A 19,322-nucleotide genomic window follows, 5' to 3' on the forward strand; every position below is an offset into this window, starting at 1 on the left:
AAAGGAGCAACCATGAAGGTGCTGGCTTGTATCAAACGCGTTGTCGATTACAACGTTAAAGTTCGCGTCAAGGCGGACAACTCCGGCGTTGACCTCGCCAACGTCAAGATGTCGATGAACCCCTTCTGCGAGATCGCTGTGGAAGAAGCCGTACGCCTGAAAGAGAAAGGCGTGGCAACTGAGATCGTCGTCGTCTCCATCGGCCCGACCACGGCTCAGGAACAGCTGCGTACCGCGCTGGCACTGGGTGCAGATCGCGCCATCCTCGTCGAATCCGCCGAAGACCTGACCTCGCTGGCCGTGGCCAAGCTGCTCAAGGCTGTGGTGGACAAGGAGCAGCCGCAACTGGTGATCCTGGGCAAACAGGCCATCGACAGCGACAACAACCAGACGGGCCAGATGCTGGCAGCGCTGACCGGTTACGGCCAGGGCACGTTCGCTTCCAAGGTTGAAGTGGCCGGTGACAAGGTAGCGGTGACCCGTGAAATCGACGGCGGCGCGCAAACGGTTTCCCTGAACCTGCCCGCCATCGTCACCACCGACCTGCGTTTGAACGAGCCGCGCTACGCGTCCCTGCCAAACATCATGAAAGCCAAGAAGAAGCCGCTTGAAGTGCTGACGCCTGACGCGTTGGGCGTTTCCACGGCATCGACCAACAAAACCCTGAAAGTCGAAGCGCCGGCGGCACGCAGCGCAGGCATCAAGGTCAAGTCGGTGGCTGAACTGGTCGAGAAACTGAAAAACGAAGCGAAGGTGCTTTGAATTGGAGGGCGTAAACATGACTATCTTGGTAATCGCAGAACACGACGGTAAAACCCTGGCCCCGGCCACGCTGAACACCGTAGCCGCTGCTGCCAAAATCGGTGGCGACATCCACGTTCTGGTCGCAGGTCAGGGCATTGGCGCCATCGCTGAAGCCGCTGCACAGGTTTCGGGCGTGGCCAAGGTGCTGGCTGCCGATAACGCGGCTTATGCGCATCAGTTGCCTGAAAACGTTGCCCCGCTGGTTGCAGAACTGGGCAAAAGCTACAGCCACATCCTGGCTGCGGCGACCTCCAACGGCAAAAACATCCTGCCGCGTGTGGCTGCGCAACTGGACGTTGACCAGATCTCCGAGATCGTTTCGGTAGAAAGCGCTGACACCTTCAAGCGTCCGATCTATGCCGGTAACGCCATTGCGACCGTGCAATCGACAGCGCCGGTCAAAGTGATCACCGTGCGTGCGACCGGTTTCGACCCGGTGGCGGCGCAAGGCGGTGCTGCGGCAGTGGAAGCGGTCGCGGCCGTTCACGATGCAGGCACGTCTTCGTTCGTGAACGAAGAACTGGCCAAATCGGACCGTCCTGAGCTGACCGCAGCCAAAATCGTCGTCTCCGGCGGTCGCGGCATGCAGAACGGCGACAACTTCAAACACCTGTACGCACTGGCCGACAAACTGGGCGCTGCCGTGGGTGCGTCCCGTGCCGCGGTTGACGCCGGTTTTGTACCGAACGACATGCAGGTGGGCCAGACCGGCAAAATCGTTGCGCCACAGCTGTACATTGCGGTCGGTATTTCCGGCGCGATCCAGCATTTGGCGGGCATGAAAGACTCCAAAGTGATCGTAGCGATCAACAAGGACGAAGAAGCGCCGATCTTCCAGGTGGCCGATTACGGCCTGGTGGCGGACTTGTTCGAAGCCGTACCTGAGTTGGAGCGGGCGCTGTGAGCCGTTAAACAGCTGGCGTGAAGACGCAGGCAGGCTGCAAAAAGCTGTTTCAATCCATTGTGTAGCGCTAACAAAACGCGCTGTCACGAGGTGTAGATTTCTCGCGTTTCAAACGTAATCCCCGTCAATGGCTGTGGAGAATGAATGATGTCGCGAGTGACTGCAAAACGAAGCATGAGCGTGGTTGCGTGGGTGGTAATGGGAGGGTTTTGCGGCCTGACGATGGCGGCACCGGCCGACCCGTTACAGATTGCCGGTACTTATGAATGCTCGGGGTATGACCGGCATGACGGTGCGTATAAGGGCGTGTTGACGCTGACGACGGACGAGAGCGCCAGCCATGCCCAACAGGGGTTTGGAGCCTATCAGTTGACCTTCAGGGTTGAAACGTCCGCAGCGCCGGTCACGTATTCAGGCTATGGCGCGGCCAAAGGGCAAACGCTAGCCCTGTACTTTGCCAATGACGATGCGAGCGCGGCCAAGGACTACGGCATCGGGTTGGCCACCTTGACCCAGGATCAGGATGCGCAGGGCACGTACACCACCACGCTGCACAAGTCGTACTATCAACCGCACTACATGCACAACGGTGTGGCTGGTCGAGGGACAGAAAGCTGCGTCAAGACCGTTGCCGGCAAGGCATAAAAAAAGCCCCGGAGCGACTCCGGGGCTTTCAATGCCGTCTTTCGATCAGCAGTAGCTGTTCACTTTTATAACCTCAGGTTCTGCTTTCGCCTTTTCCCAGGTCAGGGTCAAGGTTTGGAGCACCTTTGTCATGAACGCTTTGTCCGCGGCGGCCTTTTTGCCCACATAACCCTGGCCGCGGCGGTACATTTTGAGTCGGGCACGCATCTGTGGATGCTGATTTTCGAACTCGGTTTCTTCTACACAGTGGGAGACCGGGTCGATCCGAACGTCACCCGCCTCATTGATCCACACAATATGATCGTTGAGTGTGTCTTTACGACCGGCGAACAGTTCAGCCAGTTCGTTGATAGTCGGTTGGTTATTCAGGTTCATCGCTAGCTCCTTGACCACTCGTTGATCTGTCAATTGATTCGCGCAACTGCCAGTGCAGCGCTACGTGGGGTCCATCTAAAGCAGATCCTGCCTTGAGCGTGTCCCGTGTAGTAGTGAAGTTCAGCTACTACAACATCAGCCTGAAATGAAGGAGGGCAGCGTGAGCCAGAATGCTACGGGTGACATGACACATCAGCCACAAGCCTCTTGAGGACGTCTCGCCAGCTTCTCTCATCCAGACTCTGGACGATCAAACCAGGTCAGCTTCATCAATTCTGCCTTGTGGGCAGTACCTATCCCGGAACAGTCCGACGGCTCGTCGAACATGCTTACAACTACTTTTTCCAGCGCTTCCGGTGGGGAAGACGTCTGCATCATGCAAAAGGAAAAAGCCGTCGTCAACACATATGTAGTGATTATTTAAAGGCACTACATATGTGACTCGCGGGTCTGTTTCCAGCTTGCCGGTCATCCTGCGCTGGCCCGCAAGGGCGGGGGGGAAGTGCACTGACGTCTGAGCAATTGCGGTGGTTTGTTGCGGATTTGTTGCGGGCCTCGCATGCCGTGCGCCAGCTGCGCTGGCCGCTCTGTTAGTATCTGGCACTTTGATACCCATTGAAGGTGCCCTATGAGCGAGCCGATTCGCCTGACGCAGTACAGCCACGGAGCAGGGTGCGGCTGCAAAATTTCGCCTCAGGTGCTTGAAGTCATTCTTGCCGGTAGCGGTGCGCAAAACCTTGATCCGAAGTTGTGGGTCGGTAATTCATCGCGCGACGATGCGGCGGTCTACGCCCTGGATGACGAGCGCGGCGTGGTGTCGACCACCGATTTTTTCATGCCCATCGTCGATGACCCGTACGACTTCGGGCGCATTGCGGCCACCAATGCAATCAGCGATATCTACGCCATGGGCGGCGATCCGTTGATGGCGATTGCCATTCTGGGCTGGCCCGTGAACCTGTTGCCGCCCGAAGTGGCACGGGAAGTAATCCGCGGGGGCCGGGCCGTGTGTGATGACGCAGGCATCCCGCTGGCAGGCGGGCATTCGATTGACACCCCCGAGCCGATTTTTGGCCTGGCCGTGACCGGTGTCGTCAACAAACGCCAGATGAAACGCAATGACACCGCCACCGCCGGGTGCTTGCTGTACCTGACCAAACCCTTGGGGATCGGCATCCTCACCACGGCCGAGAAGAAGGGCAAATTGCGCACGCAGGACGTGGGCGTGGCCCGTGACTGGATGTGTACGCTGAACCGGATCGGCAGTCAGTTTGCCAAGCTCGATGGCGTCACGGCGATGACCGATGTGACGGGTTTTGGCCTGCTGGGGCATTTGGTCGAGATGGCCGACGGCAGTGGCTTGAGCGCGCAAATCGATTACGCCAGGGTGCCGCGGCTGGACGCGGTGGAATATTACCTGGAGCAGGGCTGCGTGCCGGGCGGCACCTTGCGCAACTATGACAGTTACGCGAGCAAGATTTCGCCGATCCAGGAGCTGCACAAGCGCGTGTTGTGCGATCCGCAAACCAGCGGCGGGTTATTGGTCGCTGTTACCCCGCAAGGCAACGAGGCGTTCCTGGACATGGCCCGCGAGCATGGCTTGCACCTTGAGCCGATCGGCCGCCTGGTGGAGCGACAGACGTACGCGGTTGAGGTTGCATGATGGCTCATGACGTAACCGACTTGCGCGAGGTGTTCCTCAATGACCGGCCGATGATGGATACCCGTGCGCCGATTGAGTTTCACAAAGGGGCGTTTCCGGGTGTGGTCAACCTGCCTCTGATGACCGATCACGAGCGTGAGCGCGTGGGCACGTGCTACAAGCAGCAAGGCCAGCAAGCCGCCGTGGTGCTGGGGCATCAATTGGTCTCGGGCAAGGTCAAGGCTGAGCGTCTGCAAGCATGGGCCGATTTTGCCCGGGCCCATCCCGACGGGTGCCTGTATTGCTTTCGTGGCGGCATGCGGTCGCAGATCGTGCAGCAGTGGCTCAAGCACGATGCCGGCATTGATTACCCGCGCGTCACCGGTGGCTATAAAGCGCTGCGTACGTTCCTGATCCAGACCCTCGACGAGGCCGTGGCGCAGTGCGATCTGCTGGTGCTCGGCGGCATGACCGGTACCGGCAAGACCGACGTGCTGGTGCAGCTCGACAATGCGCTGGACCTTGAAGGTCACGCCAATCATCGCGGTTCAAGCTTTGGCAAGCGCGCCACCGGCCAGCCGTCCAATATTGATTTTGAAAATCGCTTGGCCATTGATGTGCTGAAAAAGCGCGACAAAGGCATTGAGCGCTTTGTGCTGGAAGACGAAAGCCGCACGGTGGGCAGTTGTGCCTTGCCGTTGCCGCTCTACCAAACCATGCAGACCGCGCCGATGGTGTGGCTCGAAGACAGCCTGAACAGCCGGGTCGAGCGCATCCTGCGTGATTACGTCATTGAGTTGTGTGCCGAATTCACGGCTAAAAATGCTGAACATGGTTTCGCGCTGTTTTCTCAGCGGTTGCTGGAAAGCCTGGCCAATATTCAAAAACGCCTCGGCGGTGAACGCTTTCAGCGTTTGCAGGACGTGATGACCCGCGCGCTGCAAGAGCAGGAACGTTGCGGATCGGTGGACATGCACCGGGTGTGGATCGAAGCGTTGCTGCGCGAATACTACGATCCGATGTACGCGTTTCAGCGTGAGAAGAAAGCCGGTCGAATCGCGTTTGCGGGGGATCAAGCGGCCGTGTTGGCGTATTTGCGCGAAAACGCCCGCCAGAAAGAGGGCCGTTAAGCCGCGTCTTTAGGCACGCTCAATCGCTCATTGGCCAAAGCAGTCAACCAGCTTGAGCGGTTTGACCATTGTTGCAGAGCCTTCGCAAGGCGATTATCAGCAGGATTTTCGACGGTTCCCATTCCTATAAAAAGACCGAGGGATTCTGCTGATGCGCGATTATCTGACCGCGATGAGCGACTTTGACTATCAACGTGCCGTAAGCCATTCGCTGCACGGCGATTTGACTGCTCTCAATGCCTGCGTCGAGTGCTGTGACCGCCATGCCTTGCCGGGGCGCATTGCACTGTTCTGGGAAGGCCGTGACGCCAGCAGCGCGTCCTACACCTTCACCGAGTTGCAGACGCACGCGGCCCGCTTTGCCAATTTCCTGTTGGCCCAAGGGGTCAAGCGCGGCGACACCGTAGCCGGCCTGTTACCCCGCAATGTCGAGTTGCTGGTTGTGGTACTGGCAAGCTGGCGCATTGGTGCGGTCTACCAACCTTTGTTTACGGCCTTTGGCCCCAAAGCCATCGAGCACCGCCTTAACAGTTCCGGCGCGGCGCTGGTGGTCACGGACGCCGCCAATCGACCCAAGCTGGACGACGTGAATGACTGCCCGACCATCGTCACCGTGAGCGGTCCGAAAGGGCAGGGGCTCGTGCGCGGCGATTACAGCTTTTGGGCTGAGCTGGAGCGCTACCCGGCGGTCTGCGAGCCCGTGATGCTGAACGGCGAAGACCCTTTTCTGCTGATGTTCACTTCGGGCACCACCGGCCCGGCCAAACCGCTGCTTGTTCCCCTCAAAGCCATCGTCGCGTTTCAGGCCTACACCCGGGACGCCGTGGACCTGCGTGCGCAAGACGCCTTCTGGAACCTGGCCGACCCCGGTTGGGCCTACGGTATCTATTTCGGGATTACCGGCCCGTTGTCGATGGGCCACCCGATCACGCTCTACGACGGCCCGTTCACGGTCGAAAGCACGTGCCGCGTGATCAAAAAGTACGCCATCACCAACCTCACCGGCTCCCCGACGGCGTATCGCCTGTTGATTGCAGCCGGTGATGCGTTCTCCAGCAAGGTCAAAGGCCAGTTGCGGGCCGTCAGCAGCGCAGGTGAACCCCTTAATCCGGAAGTCATCCGCTGGTTTGCCGAGCATTTGGACGTCACCATCCATGACCACTACGGCCAGACTGAAATCGGCATGGTGCTGTGCAATCACCACGGGCTCGGGCACCCGGTGCATCTGGGGGCGGCCGGTTTTGCCTCGCCGGGGCACCGCATCGTGGTGCTGGATGAGCATCACCAGGAACTGCCTGTCGGGCAGCCGGGCATTCTGGCAGTGGACCGCAGCCAGTCGCCGATGTGCTGGTTTGGCGGCTATCAGGGTTTCCCGACCAAGGCCTTCGTCGGCAATTACTACCTGAGCGGCGACACCGTTGAGTTGAACCCGGATGGCAGCATCAGTTTTGTCGGGCGCAGCGATGATGTGATCACCACCTCCGGCTACCGCGTGGGCCCCTTTGATGTGGAGAGCGCCTTGATCGAACACCCGGCGGTGATTGAAGCCGCCGTGGTCGGCAAGCCCGACCCGGAACGCACGGAGTTGGTCAAAGCCTTCGTGGTGCTGAGCCCGCATTACCTGGGCGATGCGCAATTGGCCGAAACCCTGCGCTTGCACGTGCGCCAGCGACTGGCGGCGCATGCCTATCCCCGTGAAATCGAATTTGTCAGCGAGTTGCCCAAAACACCCAGCGGCAAGCTGCAGCGCTTCATCTTGCGCAATCAGGAAATCGCCAAGGCTGAACAGGCGGCAAACGCCCGGGCCACGGCTTAACCTTCAGGAAAAATCATGCAGATCGAGAACAAGGTTTTTATCGTTACGGGCGCAGCTTCGGGCCTGGGTGCTGCAACGGCACAGATGCTGATCAATGCCGGCGCCAGGGTCATGCTGGTGGACGTGAACGCGGATGCCGTCGCCGCACAGGCCGCGCGTCTGGGTCCTCAGGCGCGCAGCGCGGTGGCGGACATCAGTCAGGCGCAGGCGGCGCAGGCGGCCATTGACGCCACGGTCGCGGCGTTTGGCGGCGTGAACGGTCTGGTCAACTGCGCGGGCATCGTGCGCGGCGAAAAGATCCTCGGCAAGGGCGGGCCTCACGGGCTGGAGAGTTTCAGTCAGGTGATCAACGTCAACCTGATCGGCAGTTTCAATATGCTGCGACTGGCCGCGGCGGCCATCGCGCAAACCGCTGCGGACCCCGATGGCGAACGCGGCGTCATCATCAACACCGCGTCGGTGGCCGCGTTTGACGGGCAGATTGGTCAAGCGGCGTACGCGGCGTCCAAAGGCGCGATTGCCAGCCTGACCTTACCCGCAGCCCGCGAGCTGGCGCGTTTCGGGATTCGGGTGATGACCATTGCCCCCGGCATTTTTGAAACCCCGATGATGGCGGGCATGACCCCTGAAGTGCGCGATTCCCTGGCGGCGGGCGTGCCGTTTCCGCCGCGCCTGGGCAAGCCGGCGGAGTATGCCGCGCTGGTGCGTCACATCATTGAAAACAGCATGCTCAATGGCGAAGTGATCCGTCTCGACGGTGCCTTGCGCATGGCAGCCAAATAAGGAGCGGGTGATGACGATGTCAAATGATCCGGTAGTGATTGTCAGTGTGGCACGGACCCCCATGGGCGGCTTTCAAGGTGACTTCAAGGGCCTGACCGCGCCACAACTGGGCGCTGCGGCGATTCGCGCCGCGGTGGAGCGCGCCGGGGTTTCGAGCGACAGCGTTGATGAAGTGCTGTTCGGTTGCGTGCTGTCGGCCGGTCTTGGACAGGCGCCTGCGCGGCAGGCTGCCTTGGGCGCGGGCCTGGACAAGGGAACCCGTTGCACCACGTTGAACAAAATGTGCGGGTCGGGCATGGAGGCGACGATGCTGGCCCATGATCGCCTGTTGGCGGGTGGGGCGGATGTGGTGGTCGCGGGCGGCATGGAAAGCATGTCCAACGCGCCGTATCTGCTTGACCGGGCGCGCAGCGGCTACCGCATGGGCCATGGCCGTGTGCTGGATCACATGTTCCTCGACGGCCTGGAGGATGCCTACGACCGCGGCCGTTTGATGGGCACCTTTGCCGAAGATTGCGCGCAGGCCCACGGTTTCAGCCGTGAGGCCCAGGATGCGTTTGCGCTCGCCTCGCTGGCCCGTGCCCAACAGGCGATCAGGGAGGGCAGCTTCAGTGCTGAAATCGTTCCGGTGCAGGTCACGGTGGGCAAAGAACAGCGTGCGATCACCGACGACGAGCAACCACCCAAAGCCAAACCTGAAAAAATCCCCACACTCAAAGCAGCCTTCCGCGACGGCGGCACGGTGACGGCGGCCAACTCCAGCTCTATCTCCGATGGTGCAGCGGCGCTGGTGCTGATGCGCCGCTCCGAGGCGCAAAAGCGCGGGCTTGCGCCGTTGGCGGTGATCCACGGGCATGCGGCGTTTGCCGATGAACCCGGCCTGTTTCCCACCGCACCCGTGGGCGCCATCAAGCGCTTGATGAGCCAAACCGGCTGGAACCTCAATGACGTCGATTTGTTCGAGATCAACGAAGCCTTTGCGGTGGTCACGCTGGTGACCATGAGTGAGCTGGACTTGCCCCATGACAAGGTCAACATCCATGGCGGTGCCTGCGCCTTGGGGCATCCGATCGGGGCTTCCGGGGCACGCATTCTGGTGACGTTGCTGTCGGCCTTGCGCCAGAAAAAACTCAAGCAGGGCGTAGCCGCCATTTGCATTGGCGGCGGCGAAGCCACGGCGATTGCCGTGGAATGTCTGTATTAAGGAATTTTTTATGCTGCCCACACCCGAACAACGACAAATTTGTGAAGCGGCCCGCCAGTTCGCCCAGGAGCGTTTGAAGCCGTTCGCTGCCGAGTGGGACAAGCAGCACCGCTTTCCCCGCGAAGCCCTTCAGGAAATGGCCGAACTGGGCTTTTTTGGCATGTTGGTGCCTGAAGCATGGGGCGGTTGTGACACCGGCTACCAAGCCTATGCCATGGCCCTTGAAGAGATCGCCGCGGGCGACGGTGCCTGTTCGACGATCATGAGCGTGCATAACTCGGTGGGCTGCGTGCCGATCCTCACCTACGGCACCGAACAGCAAAAGCGTGACGTGCTGACCCCGTTGGCCAGCGGCGCCATGTTGGGCGCGTTCGCCCTGACCGAGCCGCAGGCAGGCTCCGACGCCAGCGACCTGAAAACCCGGGCCCGGCGCGAGGGCGATCACTACGTGCTCAATGGCTGCAAGCAGTTCATCACGTCAGGCCAAAACGCTGGCGTGGTGATTGTGTTTGCCGTGACGGACCCGGCCGCAGGCAAGCGCGGGATCAGCGCGTTCATCGTGCCCACCGATACCCCGGGTTACAGCGTGGCACGGGTAGAAGAAAAGCTCGGCCAGCATGCCTCGGACACCTGCCAGATCCTCTTCACCGACATGAAGATCCCGCTGGCCAATCGTCTGGGCGAAGAAGGTCAGGGTTACAAAATCGCGCTGGGCAATCTGGAGGGCGGGCGCATCGGTATTGCGGCGCAAGCTGTCGGGATGGCCCGTGCCGCGTTTGAAGTGGCCCGGGACTACGCTCGTGAGCGCACCACTTTCGGCCAGCCATTGGTGGAACACCAAGCGGTGGCGTTTCGTCTGGCCGACATGTCCACTGAAATTGCCGTTGCCCGGCAAATGGTTCGCTATGCCGCCGCCTTGCGTGACAGCGGACAATCCGCGTTGGTCGAGGCGTCCCAGGCCAAGTTGTTTGCCTCGGAAATGGCGGAACGCGTGTGTTCCAAAGCATTGCAAACCCTTGGCGGTTATGGCTATTTGAGCGACTTCCCGCTGGAACGAATCTATCGCGACGTTCGGGTGTGCCAGATTTACGAAGGCACCAGCGATATTCAGCGCATGGTCATTTCGCGCAACCTTTGAACGAGGAGTTATCAATGAGTTACGAAACCATTCTGTTGGACATTCACGGGCGCGTCGGCTTGATTACCCTGAACCGGCCGCAAGCCCTGAACGCCTTGAATGCGCAGTTGGTCAGCGAAGTGAATCACGCGCTTGACCGCCTGGAAGCGGACAACGAGATCGGCTGCATTGTGCTGACCGGTTCGAAGAAAGCCTTCGCCGCCGGTGCTGACATCAAGGAAATGGCTGATCTTACGTACCCACAGATTTACCTGGACGATCTGTTCTCGGACAGTGAGCGCGTGTCGACCCGCCGCAAGCCCATCATTGCCGCCGTTGCCGGGTTCGCCTTGGGTGGCGGGTGTGAGCTGGCGATGATGTGTGACTTCATTCTGGCCGGTGACAACGCCAAGTTTGGCCAGCCTGAAATCAACCTCGGCGTACTGCCGGGCATGGGCGGCACCCAGCGTTTGACGCGTGCGGTAGGCAAGGCCAAGGCCATGGAAATGTGCCTCAGCGGGCGTTTGATTGATGCTGCCGAAGCTGAACGCTCGGGGCTGGTATCACGCGTGGTGCCGGTGGATGAGTTGGTCGAAGAAGCCCTGAAAGTGGCGGCCGTGATTGCCAAAAAATCCCTGCCGGTGTTGATGCTGACCAAAGAATGCGTCAACCGCGCGTTCGAAGTGAATTTGGCCGAAGGCGTGCGTTTTGAGCGCCGTGTGTTCCATTCACTGTTCGCCACGCAGGATCAGAAAGAAGGCATGGCGGCGTTTGTTGCCAAGCGCGAAGCCGACTTCAAGCATCAGTGATTGATCCGGTGCGACGCGGTCTGGACGGACCGCGTTGCACGGACGGGAGAACCGCCTGATTGCGGCTTAAACCAAATAGTGTTTCAACTCACGTGCAATGACCATGCGTTGAATCTCACTCGAGCCCTCATAAATTTGCGTGATTCGCGCATCCCGGTAGTAACGCTCCACCGGGTAATCTTCCAGGTAGCCATAGCCGCCATGAATCTGGATGGCTTTGGAGCACACATACTCGGCAATTTCCGAGGCAAACAACTTGGCCTGCGAGGCCTCTGACAGGCATGGTTTACCGGCGCTGCGCAGTCTGGCCGCATGCAGGATCAGCAAGCGCGCGGCGTTGAGCCGGGTCTGCATGTCGGCAAGCATGTTGGCGACGCTCTGGTGTTCAATGATGGCTTTATCGAATTGCACGCGATCACGGGCGTAGCTGAGCGCGGCTTCAAAGGCGGCGCGGGCGATGCCAAGGGCTTGCGCGGCAATGCCGATACGACCGCCCTCAAGGTTGGACAGCGCGATGGCCAGCCCTTTACCGCGATCCCCCAACAGGCTGCTTTCGGGCACGGTGCAGTTGCTCAGTGTGACCGCGCAGGTGTCCGATGCGCGAATGCCCATTTTGTGTTCCGTACGGTCCACGATGAACCCCGGTGTATCGGTCGGCACCAAAAACGCCGACAGGCCTTTTTTGCCCAGGTCCGGGTCGGTCACGGCAAACACAATGGCCAATTGAGCGCGTTTGCCATTGCTGACAAATTGCTTGGCACCGTTTATCACCCACTGGCCGTCCCGCAGCTCTGCGCGGGTGCGCAGGTTGTGGGCTTCAGAGCCCGCCTGGGGTTCGGTCAGGCAAAAGCAACCGATGGCCTGACCGCTGGCCAGTTTTTCCAGCCAGGTCTGTTTTTGCGCCTCGCTGCCGTATTTGAGAATGGGGCCACACCCCACCGAGTTGTGAATGCTCATCAGCGCGCCCGTGGCGCCATCCCCTGCGGAGATCTCTTCGACCGCCAGGGCGTAGGCCACATAATCGACGTAAGTGCCGCCCCATTCCTCGGGCACTACCATGCCGAGCAGGCCCAGCTCGCCCATTTTTGTCACCAGTGTGTCGTCAATCCAGCCTGCTTTTTCCCAGGCCTGGGCATGGGGTGCGATTTCGCGGCGGGCAAAGTCGCGGGCCATGTCGCGGATCATCACTTGTTCTTCACTCAGTTCGATGTCCTGCATGGCTCAGGCTCCTGTCGGCTTGAAATCAGAGAAAAAACTGGCAACGTGCGCGGCATCCAGCTGATTCAGAGACGGCGGGTTCCAGTGCGGGGTCTTGTCCTTGTCGATGATCAGTGCGCGCACGCCTTCCATGAGATCACCCCGGTCGAACCATTGGCGATCCAGGTGTATTTCCAGCGCGAAGCATTGTTCCAGAGGCAGCTCGCGTCCCCGGCGCAGCATTTCAAGGGTTACGGCCATGGCCAGCGGCGAGCGGGTGAGCAGCAGATCAGCCGTGGCGGTGGCCCACTCACGTTGATCCGGCAGCGTGACGGCGCGCAGGCGATCAACGATCGCGGGCACAGTGGGGGCCGAGAACACGTCGTCGATGAGGGCGCGCCGTGATGCCAGTGCAGGGTCTGGCAGCGAGGTGACAGTCAAGGGGTCAAGCAGGGCCTTGAGGTCCTCGGCGGGTGATTGGGCCCATGTCAGCGCGTTCAGTGCAGCATCAAGCTCCGGCAGTCGGCTGCTGTCGAGGTAGCGATCAGCCAGGCCGCAATACAGCGCGTCGCTCGCACGGATTTGCACGCCGCTAACGCCGAGATACGTGCCGAGTTCTCCCGGTGTTCGGGTAAGAAAGTAGCTCCCGCCGACGTCAGGGAAATAACCGATACCGACTTCGGGCATCGCCAGCTTGCTGCGCTCGGTGACAATACGAAAATCGGCACCCTGCACCAGCCCCATGCCGCCGCCGAGCACAAAACCGTCCATCAGGGCCACGATGGGCTTGGGGTAATGGTGCAGGGTCAGGTCGAGGGCGTATTCCTCTTCGAAGAAGGTGTAATGCAGTGTGCCCTGGCTCTGGTAACTGTCGTACAGCGAGCGGATATCACCGCCGGCGCAGAAAGCTTTTTCACCTGCCCCCCGTAATACAACGACCTTGATGGCGGGGTCGCTGGACCAGGCATCGAGATGGCGCTGTAGCGCACGGACCATGTTCAAGTTGATGGCGTTAAGGCCGCCGGGGCGGTTCAGGGTCAGGTGGCCAATGTGGTTGCGCACCTCGGCAAGAATCTCGCAATGCGTGGCCTCGACATCCTGTGTCGCTGAGGATGAAACCTGTGCAGTCATCACTAACTCCCTGCTTTGTCTTGTTATTAAGGGCTGTTCGTAGACGAACGATGGTCGATGCTAACAGTGCAAATTTGCCAAGTACAACCCGAATAAGTGCAGGGCTGGCATGCATTTTTGCATGCTCGACCTGCGCAAATACGCATGGTCATTGAGCCAGCCAGCCGCCGTCGACATTCCATGCAGCGCCTCTGACCTGACTGGCGGCTTCACTGCACAGAAACAACACCAACTCGCCCAATTGCGGCGGGGTGACAAATTCCAGCGAAGGCTGCTTTTCGGCCAGCAGGTCGTGCTGAGCCTGATAAGGGTCGATGCCCTGGCTGATGCGTTGGTCTATTTGCGTTTGCACCAACGGCGTCAGAACCCAGCCGGGGCAGATGGCGTTGCAGGTGATGTTGCTGGTCGCCGTTTCTAACCCGACCACTTTGGTCAAGCCAATGACGCCGTGTTTGGCGGCTACATAGGCCGCTTTACCGACCGAGCCCACAAGGCCGTGGACTGACGCGATGTTGACGATGCGCCCCCAATTGCGTTTGCGCATGCCGGGCAGGGCGAGGCGGGTGCTGTGGAAAACCGAGGATAGGTTGATGGCGAGGATGGCGTCCCATTGCTCTGCCGGAAACGCTTCAACGCTGGCCACATGCTGAATGCCGGCATTGTTGACCAAAATGTCAATGCCGCCGAATTCGCGTTCGGCGTAGTCGATCATCTCGGCAATTTGCGCCGGGTCACTGACATCGGCCGCATGATGGCCCACTCGGCCACCCCAATGTTCTACGTCGGCAATGACTTTGCTGGCATCACCAAAGCCGTTGAGTATGAGATCGGCACCGGCTTTGGCAAGGCTCAATGCAATACCCAGGCCTATCCCGCTGGTGGAGCCGGTGACCAGCGCAGTTTTACCCTTAAGGTTCATGATCATTTCCTCAGGTGAGACACGTTGGGTTCGTGAGTGAGGAAACGTAGCACGAGGTTAAAGGCAGCGGATACGAAACGGCCCACCAAAAGGCGGGCCGTTGTCACGCAGCGCTTGAGGATTAATCCTGGCGGCTGGTCACTTCAAGCAGGTGATAACCGAACTGGGTTTTGACCGGGCCTTGAACCACGTTGATCGGTGCGCTGAACACGACAGTGTCAAACTCTTTAACCATCTGGCCTGGACCGAATGAACCCAGATCGCCACCTTGACGGCTGGAAGGGCAAGTGGAGTTGGCTTTTGCGACTTCAGCGAAATCAGCGCCGCCTTCGATTTGGGCTTTCAGTTCGTTGCATTTAGCTTCGCTGGCAACAAGGATGTGACGGGCAGTGGCTTTGGCCATGGGAAGTGCTCCTTTCAATAAAGGGGTGAGACTACCGGATTCAGGCGCTTTTTTCGCGGCAAAAGTTCCCCCGTCGGTTGTGCTTGTGGGTATTACACGCCTTTGGCCTTGAGACGACGCGCGTGTTCGACGTAAAGCCCGGCCGGATCGACGCTTTTGTTGGCCAGTGCGGCGACATGGTTAATGGTGTCCAGATGATCCAGCGGGTAGTCCGAACGAATCACCTGCCCCAAGTGGGAGCTGAAACGTCCGACCATCCCGTCATTCTCTTTGCTTTCGCGGGTAAAAAAACTGCCAAACACCCGGCAGGCATTGTGCAGGGGGTCAAAAATGTTCAAGGATTCTGAGAGCAGCGAGCCTTTGATTATCCCGCTCCATGAATAGTAGAGAACGCCATTCACCTGTTCGGCGCCCATTGCGCCCCACGTCTCAGGCAGCCCCTGGGGGTATTTTTTGTTGAAGGCGGCCACGCCCTCGGTGGTTAAGGCATTCAATGCACCCAGGGCGTCTTGCGGCAGTTCCCGGCGACCGCTCAACCTTGAAATGAAGCTGCCCAGCGCACTGCTCAGGGCGGCGGCGACGGTTTCTGGCAGTGCGCCTGGGGTGAGTGCCTGACGGACACGATCCGCGAGTTCCGACCCCTGATTGGGCCCGCTGACCGAGGTGACAGAGGCCACCCGTTCTGGTGCGACGGCAGCGGCATAGCGAGCGGTAAGGGCGCCTTGGCTGTGGCCGATCACATTGAATCGCTGTAAGCCGTTTTGTGTGGCCAATGCGCGTAGTTGCTCAAGCAGCTGTTCGCCCCGTTCTTCAGAACTGTTGGCGGCTGAGACTTTGGCCACATAGACCGTGGCCCCGGCCTTGTTCAAGGCTTCTTTGATGCCATTGAAGTAATTGAACGGGCCAATGTGGTCGAATCCAAAAAGGCCGTGTACCAGCACTATCGGGTAGCGCGTGTTGGCTGACGTATCCATGTCATGCATATCCTCTAAAGGTGTGTGCTCCATAAAAATCACCTTAGGTGAGGGTTTCATAAGCGTTCTGACAGCAGATGTTGTCCAGGTCACCCCGCGAGCGCAGGCCCCAGAGCCACTGGCGTCATACTCTTGCTTTCGGGCCTATAAAATCTGTAGGCATTGATTGTGCTTTCAACCCGCATTTAGAAAAAGATCTGACTCGCAATGGCCTCTGGCTCGGCCCCGGGCGCTGCATGCCCGGGGCATTTTTTCGCTCAGCCGGACACTTGATTGCGCGCCCGCTGCAGTTGTAGCTGACGGGCAGCAGTGCGCAACAAGGCTTCTGTCGCGTCCCAGCCAAGGCAACCATCGGTGACGGAAACGCCGTAACGCAGGTTGTCACTCAGGGGCTGGCAGCCTTCGAACAGATGGCTTTCGAGCATCATGCCGATCAAGGATCGATCACCGCTCAGGTGCTGTTCAAGCACGTCGTTGAACACGTCCGGTTGACGCAGAGGGTTCTTGCCACTGTTGGCGTGGCTGCAATCGACCATCAAGCGCGCGGGTATGCCGTTTTTCTCCAGCCCGGCGCGGGCATTGGCGACATGGGTTTGGCTGTAGTTGGGGCCACTGTGCCCACCGCGCAGCACCAGGTGAGTGTCGGGGTTGCCTGCTGTCAGGATGATTGCCGGATGGCCCTGTTCATCCACGCCGAAGTGCCGATGGCTGTGAGCGGCGCTGCGCATGGCATCGCACGCAATCGCCACGCCGCCGTCGGTGCCATTTTTGAAGCCCACTGGCAGGTCCAGCCCGCTGGCCATTTCCCGGTGAATCTGCGATTCGGTGGTGCGTGCGCCAATGGCGGCCCAGCCCAGCAAGTCGTCGAAGTAGCCCGCCGCAATTGGCTGCAGCAGCTCAGTGGCGACCGGTAGTCCCATGCGCAGCATCTCGATCATTAACTCGCGTGACAGCGTCAGGCCGTGAGTCATGTCATCGCTGCCATCCAGATGGGGGTCGTAGGCCAGACCTTTCCAGCCAACAGTGGTGCGTGGCTTTTCGACGTAGGCCCGCATTACCAGCAGCATGTCCTCGCTCACTTCGCGGGACAGGGCGGCCAGATGGCTGGCGTATTCGAGGGCTGATTGCGGGTCGTGAAGGGAGCAGGGGCCGACGACGATCAACAGGCGGTCGTCTTCGCCCTCAAGAATGGCGCGGATGGCGTGACGTTGCGCGTGAACCCGCTGTCGCAGGGGTTCGCCGAGGGGCAATTGCTGCTTGAGCTGGGCTGCGCTTGGCAAGCGCCGGGTCAACACAGGGTTGGCAGGGGTTGGTGCGATGTTCAGTGTGGATACGGTGGCGTTCATGGTTCTGGCTTCCTGGGCAGGCGGCGGGTGTTCCCGCGCGCTCAGCCCTAGTGGGGTGTTCGACAGTGGGCCGGGCTGGCTGTAAGGGGATGCGTGCCACCCAAGTGGTTCCGTTCGGAGGCGGCAGACTGTCCCGAACGACGGTTGATAAATCGCCATGCAGCGCAGAGGTCGAAGCGGTAATAAGTGGCGTAGTTCATGGGTAAATCCTCAAATTCAATAAATGGTCAGGGGCTGAAAAAACAAAACCCCCGGTCGGGTAGCCGACCGGGGGTGAGAATTCTCTGGTAGGCGACCCCTGAAACGTGGGCGCCGAATGGGTATCAGGCGCGCCAGTGGCTAAACCAATACCCAAAATAAAATCGTGCAGCAGAGTCTGTGTTGTTCGCGCACACAGTGCCGATCAAGCGAGAAACGCTGGTGCTCTGGCACATGTGGGTGATGGCGTTGTGCAACATGGGTGCTCTCCGATGAATGGCTGAAGCTTACGCGAGGCAAGTCAACAGATTCAATCAAAAATTTCTATGAGTGCTGATCCCGCGGGCTATAAGCCATTTTGCACGTGAGTGCGACAAGTGATTCAGGCGCGGCCGAGGTGCTTATAGCAGGGGGAATTGAACAGGGCCTGACCCCGTTCAATACTAAATTGGGTGACATTCCCAATTAAGCGCATACTCAAGGAAGTTCATCGTATTTCGCCGCAGAATCAGGCGCAATAATGCCGTCCTTCATGCCCAGAAGTACCGCCACTTTGTGGGCTTCTCCACGCTTCCCTTTTTTGCGCCCGGCGAGCACTTGATAGGTGGTCGCGGGGTCAACGCCGTGCTCTCGAGCAAACTCTTGAACCGACTTTCCCTGATGTTCCAGCCATGCCTTGGCTTGTGCGGCAGTACGAATTCCGGTCATAGTTCAAAACCGTTCAAAGTTGTTTAATATTTTTTGATTATACCATCCTCGCGGGTGTTGAAAATGGGAACTTACATCCAAATGAGTGGAATCGGTTCGCGATTGAGGCAAGAGAGAGCGGTTGGGTCTGTCGCAGAAAGCTTTTGGCGTAATCGGTGGCGTCGAAGCTAACGCACAGGGCAAATATGAAAATGGCGATCGCGCACCCAAGGCCGATTATCTGTCACGGGTAGCTGAGCGCGGTGTGGATGTTCTTTATGTGCTGACGGGGACCCCGACTCCGACACTGGTCGACAACCTCAGTCAGATTGAAGAAAAGGTGCTGGTCAGTTATCGCGTGCTGCAGAAAGAAGACCAGGATGCGATTCGCCGGTTGACGACCACACTGGCTGATCTCTCGGTGATCCATTCTGCCAAGAATCGCCAGGAGCCCAGTGACGTCTGAAGGCTATAAATACAGCTGACTTGAGCATTTTTTAATTTTCCATGGACAGGAGGTGCAGGTTAGTAGGTTGGGGCATTGGTTTTTTGCTAAGGTGTCGGCAACCAAAAGAAGACCAATTTACGAGGTGTCGACTTGATTCGGGTTCTAGTGGTCGATGACCATGATCTTGTGCGTACAGGCATCACACGAATGCTGGCTGATATCGACGGCCTTCAAGTGGTCGGCCAGGCCGAGTCCGGCGAAGAGTCACTGATCAAAGCGCGTGAGTTGAAACCGGACGTCGTTCTGATGGATGTCAAAATGCCAGGCATTGGCGGGCTAGAGGCGACGCGCAAAATGATGCGTAGCCATCCGGACATCAAAGTGGTTGCCGTGACGGTCTGTGAGGAAGATCCCTTCCCGACGCGCCTGCTCCAAGCGGGCGCTGCAGGGTATATGACCAAAGGAGCTGGCCTGGCAGAGATGGTTCAGGCCATCCGCCTGGTTTTTGCAGGTCAGCGTTACATCAGTCCGCAAGTCGCTCAGCAACTGGCCCTCAAATCATTTCAGCCTGCCAGCGATTCGCCTTTCGATGCTTTGTCCGAGCGTGAAATTCAAATCGCCTTGATGATCGTTGGTTGCCAGAAAGTGCAGGTCATCTCGGACAAACTGTGTTTGTCGCCCAAAACGGTCAACACCTACCGTTATCGGATTTTCGAAAAACTCTCAGTCAAAAGTGATGTGGAGCTGGCGCTGCTGGCCGTTCGGCATGGCATGGTAGATGCTGGTTGAT

19 protein-coding genes and 1 pseudogene are annotated in these 19,322 nt (G+C 59.2%); 12 read left to right on the top strand and 8 right to left on the bottom strand.

What is annotated here, in order from left to right; translation table 11 throughout:
- The first annotated feature begins 12 nt into the window (after nt 1-12).
- The 3 genes from V6F78_RS02720 to V6F78_RS02730 all read left to right on the top strand — a co-directional run bounded on the left by V6F78_RS02720 (nt 13) and on the right by V6F78_RS02730 (nt 2,353).
- On the top strand, nt 13-762 hold the full coding sequence (locus V6F78_RS02720) for an electron transfer flavoprotein subunit beta/FixA family protein (protein WP_047281922.1): 750 nt from the start codon (nt 13-15) through the stop codon (nt 760-762).
- Between the two features lie 16 nt (nt 763-778).
- Nucleotides 779-1,708 (top strand): electron transfer flavoprotein subunit alpha/FixB family protein, encoded by a 930-nt coding sequence (locus tag V6F78_RS02725; RefSeq protein WP_332726575.1) that lies wholly within the window; start codon nt 779-781, stop codon nt 1,706-1,708.
- Nucleotides 1,709-1,855: 147 nt separating this feature from the next.
- Nucleotides 1,856-2,353 (top strand): hypothetical protein, encoded by a 498-nt coding sequence (locus V6F78_RS02730; protein WP_332726576.1) that lies wholly within the window; start codon nt 1,856-1,858, stop codon nt 2,351-2,353.
- 45 nt (nt 2,354-2,398) lie between these two features.
- Here V6F78_RS02730 and V6F78_RS02735 read toward each other — a convergent pair whose 3' ends face one another.
- Entirely contained in the window at nt 2,399-2,728 is a 330-nt protein-coding gene (locus V6F78_RS02735; RefSeq protein ID WP_047294732.1) for a hypothetical protein, read from the bottom strand.
- 628 nt (nt 2,729-3,356) lie between these two features.
- On the opposite strand from V6F78_RS02735, the gene selD reads away from it, so the two are divergent.
- The 7 genes from selD (at nt 3,357) to V6F78_RS02770 (ending at nt 11,229) form a co-directional block, all read left to right on the top strand.
- Entirely contained in the window at nt 3,357-4,391 is a 1,035-nt protein-coding gene (gene selD / locus V6F78_RS02740; protein WP_047294731.1) for a selenide, water dikinase SelD, read from the top strand.
- A complete protein-coding gene (mnmH, locus tag V6F78_RS02745) occupies nt 4,391-5,500 on the top strand; it encodes a tRNA 2-selenouridine(34) synthase MnmH (protein WP_047273752.1) in 1,110 nt (369 codons plus the stop codon). The genes selD and mnmH overlap by 1 nt, the downstream gene beginning before the upstream one ends.
- Before the next feature lie 151 nt (nt 5,501-5,651).
- The gene (locus V6F78_RS02750; RefSeq protein WP_047273582.1) at nt 5,652-7,316 is read left to right on the top strand and encodes an AMP-binding protein; all 1,665 of its coding nucleotides are present in this window, start codon (nt 5,652-5,654) and stop codon (nt 7,314-7,316) included.
- A 15-nt stretch (nt 7,317-7,331) separates the two neighbouring features.
- Complete coding sequence (locus V6F78_RS02755) at nt 7,332-8,099, top strand: SDR family NAD(P)-dependent oxidoreductase (protein WP_047294728.1); 768 nt, start codon at nt 7,332-7,334, stop codon at nt 8,097-8,099.
- Between the two features lie 10 nt (nt 8,100-8,109).
- Complete coding sequence (locus V6F78_RS02760) at nt 8,110-9,303, top strand: acetyl-CoA C-acyltransferase (protein ID WP_048377152.1); 1,194 nt, start codon at nt 8,110-8,112, stop codon at nt 9,301-9,303.
- A 10-nt stretch (nt 9,304-9,313) separates the two neighbouring features.
- Nucleotides 9,314-10,441: an acyl-CoA dehydrogenase gene (locus V6F78_RS02765; RefSeq protein ID WP_047294724.1), complete on the top strand. Its 1,128-nt coding sequence runs from the start codon at nt 9,314-9,316 to the stop codon at nt 10,439-10,441.
- A 14-nt stretch (nt 10,442-10,455) separates the two neighbouring features.
- Nucleotides 10,456-11,229, top strand: a complete 774-nt coding sequence (locus V6F78_RS02770; protein ID WP_047273589.1) for an enoyl-CoA hydratase — start codon at nt 10,456-10,458, stop codon at nt 11,227-11,229.
- A 66-nt stretch (nt 11,230-11,295) separates the two neighbouring features.
- Here V6F78_RS02770 and V6F78_RS02775 read toward each other — a convergent pair whose 3' ends face one another.
- The 7 genes from V6F78_RS02775 to V6F78_RS02805 all read right to left on the bottom strand — a co-directional run bounded on the left by V6F78_RS02775 (nt 11,296) and on the right by V6F78_RS02805 (nt 18,105).
- Nucleotides 11,296-12,447, bottom strand: a complete 1,152-nt coding sequence (locus tag V6F78_RS02775; RefSeq protein WP_047294718.1) for an acyl-CoA dehydrogenase family protein — start codon at nt 12,445-12,447, stop codon at nt 11,296-11,298.
- Nucleotides 12,448-12,450: 3 nt separating this feature from the next.
- A complete protein-coding gene (locus tag V6F78_RS02780) occupies nt 12,451-13,557 on the bottom strand; it encodes an enoyl-CoA hydratase/isomerase family protein (protein ID WP_314400961.1) in 1,107 nt (368 codons plus the stop codon).
- 148 nt (nt 13,558-13,705) lie between these two features.
- Complete coding sequence (locus tag V6F78_RS02785) at nt 13,706-14,476, bottom strand: 3-hydroxybutyrate dehydrogenase (RefSeq protein WP_070414747.1); 771 nt, start codon at nt 14,474-14,476, stop codon at nt 13,706-13,708.
- A gap of 121 nt (nt 14,477-14,597) precedes the next feature.
- On the bottom strand, nt 14,598-14,879 hold the full coding sequence (locus tag V6F78_RS02790; RefSeq protein WP_008150918.1) for a peptidylprolyl isomerase: 282 nt from the start codon (nt 14,877-14,879) through the stop codon (nt 14,598-14,600).
- A gap of 92 nt (nt 14,880-14,971) precedes the next feature.
- On the bottom strand, nt 14,972-15,853 hold the full coding sequence (locus tag V6F78_RS02795; RefSeq protein ID WP_047294875.1) for a triacylglycerol lipase: 882 nt from the start codon (nt 15,851-15,853) through the stop codon (nt 14,972-14,974).
- A gap of 257 nt (nt 15,854-16,110) precedes the next feature.
- A complete protein-coding gene (locus V6F78_RS02800) occupies nt 16,111-17,199 on the bottom strand; it encodes a 3-deoxy-7-phosphoheptulonate synthase (protein ID WP_047294714.1) in 1,089 nt (362 codons plus the stop codon).
- 675 nt (nt 17,200-17,874) lie between these two features.
- Nucleotides 17,875-18,105: a DNA-binding protein gene (locus tag V6F78_RS02805; protein WP_047273599.1), complete on the bottom strand. Its 231-nt coding sequence runs from the start codon at nt 18,103-18,105 to the stop codon at nt 17,875-17,877.
- A gap of 81 nt (nt 18,106-18,186) precedes the next feature.
- On the opposite strand from V6F78_RS02805, the pseudogene V6F78_RS02810 reads away from it, so the two are divergent.
- Nucleotides 18,187-18,550, top strand: a pseudogene (locus V6F78_RS02810) (helix-turn-helix domain-containing protein).
- 132 nt (nt 18,551-18,682) lie between these two features.
- Entirely contained in the window at nt 18,683-19,321 is a 639-nt protein-coding gene (gacA, locus tag V6F78_RS02815) for a response regulator transcription factor GacA (protein WP_047273603.1), read from the top strand.
- The last annotated feature ends 1 nt before the right edge of the window (nt 19,322 follow it).

Origin of the sequence: Pseudomonas sp. ESBL9 (assembly GCF_036668715.1) — a bacterium.
Classification (GTDB): domain Bacteria; phylum Pseudomonadota; class Gammaproteobacteria; order Pseudomonadales; family Pseudomonadaceae; genus Aquipseudomonas; species Aquipseudomonas lundensis.